Origin of the sequence: Moorena sp. SIO4E2 (genome assembly GCF_010671945.1) — a bacterium.
Taxonomy (GTDB): domain Bacteria; phylum Cyanobacteriota; class Cyanobacteriia; order Cyanobacteriales; family Coleofasciculaceae; genus Moorena; species Moorena producens.
In genome coordinates this window covers 1-4,938 of sequence record NZ_JAAHIE010000521.1, presented here as the reverse complement: position 1 = coordinate 4,938, position 4,938 = coordinate 1, and the positions used below count along the sequence as shown (strand labels likewise).

The window sequence follows — 4,938 nt, the reverse complement described above, 5'->3', positions numbered from 1 at the left end:
GTCAATCTTCAAGCAGTAGCACTAAAGCCTAATGCTAGAGTGCCGGAACTTTGGGTGCAAGACGCTAATACCAACAAATCCGATGTCTATCCCCTGGTTGGGGACCGTTACGTACTGGGGCGCAGTTCCAAATCCTGTGACATAATCGTTCGCAACCCAGTAGTCAGTCAAGTTCATCTCTCCCTAGAACGGTATGGTAGACGTGGCCGTAGGTTTATCATAAAAGACCAAAACTCTACCAATGGTATCTATCGTGGCAGACGCCGACTTTCTTCCTTGCTTCTGTATCACGGAGACACCCTGACCATCGGCCCACCAGAACTCGCTGCATCAGTTCAGCTACAGTACGTCTATCCTCCCCCCTGGTATATCCAAGGAATTCGTTACTTTCTCTATGGCATCGGTGGGATAATTGCCTTAGTGGTATTACTGATTGGATTTGAAACCCTGAAAGCACCATCAGTCAGACCATTGCCCGAGGGAGTCACAGGCCCTGTGATTGTTTACTCTCGTGACCAAATTCCCCTACGGCAACCCCGGACCGATGCTCACCGAGAACTTAGGAGGTTATCGGATTTTTCCCCATATTTGCCGAAAGCAGTGATAGCTTCAGAAGACAGCCGCTTTTACTGGCACTTCGGAGTAGACCCCTATGGGATTATGCGAGCTGTGGTGCGGAATCTTCAAGGGGGAGGTATTCGCGAAGGTGCTAGTACGATCACTCAGCAGGTAGCAAGAAGCCTATTTCCCGAGTATGTCGGTCGAGCCAATACCGCAGACCGGAAAGTGCGGGAAGCAATTATTGCCCTAAAGTTAGAGACAGTTTACAGTAAGGACGCGATCTTAAAGGCTTACTTAAACCGAGTTTACTTAGGTATAGAAGCATTTGGTTTTGAAGATGCTGCTCAGTTTTACTTCGACAAATCAGCAGCTAATGTGAATATCCAAGAAGCCGCTACTTTGGTAGCAAGTTTGCCAGCACCCAATAGCTATAACCCAATCCAAAATTATGATACCTCATTACAATTACGGAATCGGGTGATTGACCGGATGCACGCTTTGGGAATGATTGGTCGAGAGGAAGCCAATCGAGCTAGGCGATCGCGGATTGAAGTTAGCCCCAAAGCCCGAGAAATGCTTTCTAGCACCAAGGCACCCTATTTCTATAACTACGTTTTCCAGCAATTGAGGAGGTTACTGGGCAAAGAGTTGGCTAAGGAAGGTAATTTTATTGTAGAAACTACTGTAGATACTGAGTCTCAGGCCAAAGCTGAAGCTGCTCTACGGGACTATGTCAAGAACACTGGTAGCCGCTTAGGATTTTCCCAGGGAGCGATCGCAAGCCTGAATACCAGTAATGGCGAGATTCTAGCCATGGTTGGAGGAGCCGATTACCAAAAAAGCCAGTTTAATCGCGTTATCCAAGCCAAGCGTCAACCAGGCTCAACCTTTAAACTCTTTGCCTATGCTGCTGCCTTAGAAAAAGGTATTTCACCAACCGAAACCTACTCCTGCTCTGGGATTAAACGGATCAGACGTTGTGAGCGGTCTGGAGATGCTACTGAAATTGATATGTATGCTGGTTTGGCTCAATCGGAAAATGCGGTAGCGATCAGAGTCGCTCAAGATGCTGGTTTAGATAGAGTAGTACGGATGGCGCAACGGTTGGGTATTAGCTCAAAACTGGATCCTGTGTTTGGTTTAGCCTTAGGTCAAAGTGAAGTTAGTCTATTGGAAATGACTGGAGCCTATGGTGCGATCGCAAATCAAGGGATGTGGTATCGTCCCCATGGTATTGTCAGAATTCTCGACAGTAGTGATTGCACCGATAACCAAGACTACCAAACCTGTCGAGTAATCTACAACTTCGCTGATCAGCCAAATATCAGCAAGCAAGCGGTTTCACCAGCCGTAGCCAACACCATGACAGAAATGCTTCAGGGTGTAGTAACCAGTGGCACCGGTCGCAGTGCCCGGATTGGTCAAGGAGAAGGGGGAAAAACCGGTACTACTGATAAAAATGTAGACTTGTGGTTTATCGGTTTTATTCCCAAGCATCAGATCGTTACAGGGATTTGGTTCGGCAATGATAATAATTCTCCTACTAGTGGCAGTAGTAGCCAAGCTGCCCAGTTGTGGGGTAAATATATGGCTCAGGTGGTACCGAAAGAGAGTTGATACCGATACTTTTTAGCTACCAAAGTCTACCAATATCGACCCCTTTTCGAGGTTGAAAGTTATCGCTATCTTGACACTCCCTGGTCATTAGACGCGGGGATTCCTAGATCGACGAACCACCGTAAACCGACGTGTCCTCGGGAAGAGGCAGTACTTAACCAAGAATCCGTAGTAACCTACCAAATTCCCAGTCAATTCACGACAGACCTAGAGGGCAGTTCTCCTTAGGCGTTTGGGTACTTACTTGAGAGTGCCTTAAAAACTGTTTTCCTCCCTTTTACCATGTTCCGGTGTGCCCCACCGTACATTGAGGTACGACCCAAGGGAGATTTACTTGCCCTAGGAGGCGCGCACCGTGTTTTTTCAAAAGTGTTTTTTCTAGGTTCACACGCCAATTGTTGGTTGACGATTGGGTTTTTAAAGAGGACTTTCCCTACCCTCTGAGCATTACTACTTTATAGGCGGTCAGACATGGTTTCCTTCCAGCTGTCTATCACGGTTTTTCAGCCTGTACTCTATACTTAATTATACATGAATTGCGACGACGATACCGGAATTCCAGAAATATTTTTTCGCGGTGGCTAAAGCCACTATATAATAGTTAAATTTCCTAGACCTGACTGGTGACATGTTAGCAGTTTCACTAATTACCATTATCTTGCCGATAAATAAGATTAGGTTGATGGCCAGTTTCATAGTATTTTAGGGACAAGCCTATTTTGAGAGAGTCAACGTCTTTTTTGTCAGCTTTGTTATGAAACAGCTCCTCAACCAACTACAAAACCAACACAAATACATAAAATCCCTAATTATCCCTGTTTTAGCTATCCTGTTAGCAAGCGGAATAATTGCAGCACCAGCCAATGCCATCAATCTCTATCAAATGCCTAACATTAGCGCTGGAGAACCGACTTGGGTAATTGACAAGTCAGAAGTTCTCTCTCGCTTTACAGAAGGCAAGTTGACTCAATCCTTAGAGGATTTAGCGAAAGCAACGGGCAATCAAGTTAGACTTGTCACTGTCCATGGCCTAGATTATGGTGAAACAGCAGCAACCTTTGCCCAAGGGTTGTTTGAAAAATGGTATACTACTCCAGAGGAGCAAGCTAATCAAACCTTGATAGTGCTGAATACTGTGACCAATAACAGTGCTATCGTTACTGGCAATGCCGTTAAGGAAATTATGTCCGATGACATTGCTGAAAGTGTGGCTTCTGAAACCCTAAAGGTGCCGCTGCGGGATGGTAACAAGTATAATCAGGGTTTCTTAGATGTAAGCGATCGCATAGTAGCTGTTTTATCTGGCGAACCTGATCCTGGTCCTCCTGTAGTTGAAGAAGAAATCAACATTGCTGGCAACTTTAAGAGTGCAGAAGAAACTAAAAACAGCAATGCTACCCTTTGGGTTGTGGTGATATTGGTTGTTGCTACAGTTATCCCGATGGTTACCTACTTTTTCTACCAAGGTTTTTCTTGACACTCCCCGGTCTAAAGACGCGGGGATTCTTCACTCAACGATCCGACTTGCTGAACCTTGCCGGAGCCAAGAACAGTAGAGGCCAAATCTCCTGAAGCGTTGGGGTCTAAGACCCAGGTTCCGGTGTGCCCCACCGTACCTAAGGCTCTATTAAGAATGTTGATTGCGGCATTATGGTCTCTGTCTAATTTGCAACCACATTTGCACACGTGAGTTCTAGTTGACAGGGACTTTTTCACCGTTTCGCCGCATTCAGAGCAGTTCTGACTAGTATAGGCGGGATTCACTGCTACAGTGACTCGGCCAAACTTAGTTCCAAAATACTCCAACCATTTCCTGAATTGATACCAACCAGCATCATTAATAGACTTAGCTAGACAATGATTCTTGACCAAATTTTTGACTCTTAAGTCTTCGTAGGCGACCAGGTCGTTAGACCGGATTACGCAACGTGCCGGAGACGAAACCTTAGAAGAGTGCAGCCTTACAACAAAACCTGCCACCTTTGATGCATAGCCTATCAACTATAAAGGCTGCACTCTTCTTGCGGTAACTTCTAACCAGTCTCTTGGCGTGTTCTTCACGTTGCCTACTTATGTTAAGATGATGCCTGCCTAGTCTATTAATAGCTTTTCTGCGATTGGATGAGCCTTTCTTTTTGCGAGAAACTCGACGTTGATAAAACTTTAGACGCTTTTCTCCAGCCCTGTAAAATCTAGGATTAGGCTCAGCGTTTCCATCAGAGTCAGTATAGAACTCTTTTAGACCTACATCTAATCCTATGGTTCTTTTGGAGGGGGTTAATTCCTCTTTTACCTCAACTGCAACACAGAATTGTACATAGTAGCCATCAGCTCTTTTTACGATGCGAACCCGTTTAATTTGCTTCAAATCAAAGCGCCACAAGTCCCATGTCCCTTTGAGCTTCAGCTTACCTATGCCTTTTTTGTCCCTGAAAGTTATAGCTTTTTTGTTAGGTGAAAGCTTCCATCCAGATTGTTTGTACTCAACAGAGCGACAGTGCTTTTGGAATCTGGGGAAACCTTTCTTTCCTAGCACCTTCTTTTTGCAGTTGTCATAAAATCGGACAATCGATGACCATGCACGCTCAGACGCTGCTTGTCGTGCTGTTGAATTCAATTCATTAGCGAAAGGGAACTGTTTAGCTAGTATCTTGCAGTATTTACTAAGATCATATTTTCCAGTCCCTTTATTGTCCATCCACAATCTAATGCAAGAATTACGAATAAACTTGACCGTCCGAATAGCCTCGTCTATTGCAG

General features: G+C 45.1%; 4 protein-coding genes. 2 read left to right on the top strand and 2 right to left on the bottom strand.

From position 1 onward, the window contains the following. On the top strand, positions 1-2,178 hold a 2,178-nt coding region (locus tag F6K37_RS32045; protein ID WP_287254632.1), incomplete at its 5' end, for a PBP1A family penicillin-binding protein. 754 nt (positions 2,179-2,932) lie between these two features. Beyond that, on the top strand, positions 2,933-3,655 hold the full coding sequence (gene psb32, locus F6K37_RS32040) for a photosystem II repair protein Psb32 (protein ID WP_287254631.1): 723 nt from the start codon (positions 2,933-2,935) through the stop codon (positions 3,653-3,655). Positions 3,656-3,666: 11 nt separating this feature from the next. Here the strand turns inward: psb32 and F6K37_RS32035 are convergent, their stop codons facing one another. Both F6K37_RS32035 and F6K37_RS32030 read right to left on the bottom strand, forming a co-directional pair. Beyond that, positions 3,667-4,158 (bottom strand): RNA-guided endonuclease InsQ/TnpB family protein, encoded by a 492-nt coding sequence (locus F6K37_RS32035; protein ID WP_075873599.1) that lies wholly within the window; start codon positions 4,156-4,158, stop codon positions 3,667-3,669. Continuing rightward, positions 4,124-4,938 (bottom strand): RNA-guided endonuclease InsQ/TnpB family protein (locus F6K37_RS32030; RefSeq protein ID WP_287254629.1); only part of this gene is annotated, 815 nt, incomplete at its 5' end. The genes F6K37_RS32035 and F6K37_RS32030, both read right to left, overlap by 35 nt.

Excerpts from the sequence above, each read along its gene's own strand:
- psb32 (WP_287254631.1), top strand. The coding sequence starts at position 2,933 with ATGAAACAGCTCCTCAACCAACTACAAAACCAACACAAATACATAAAA.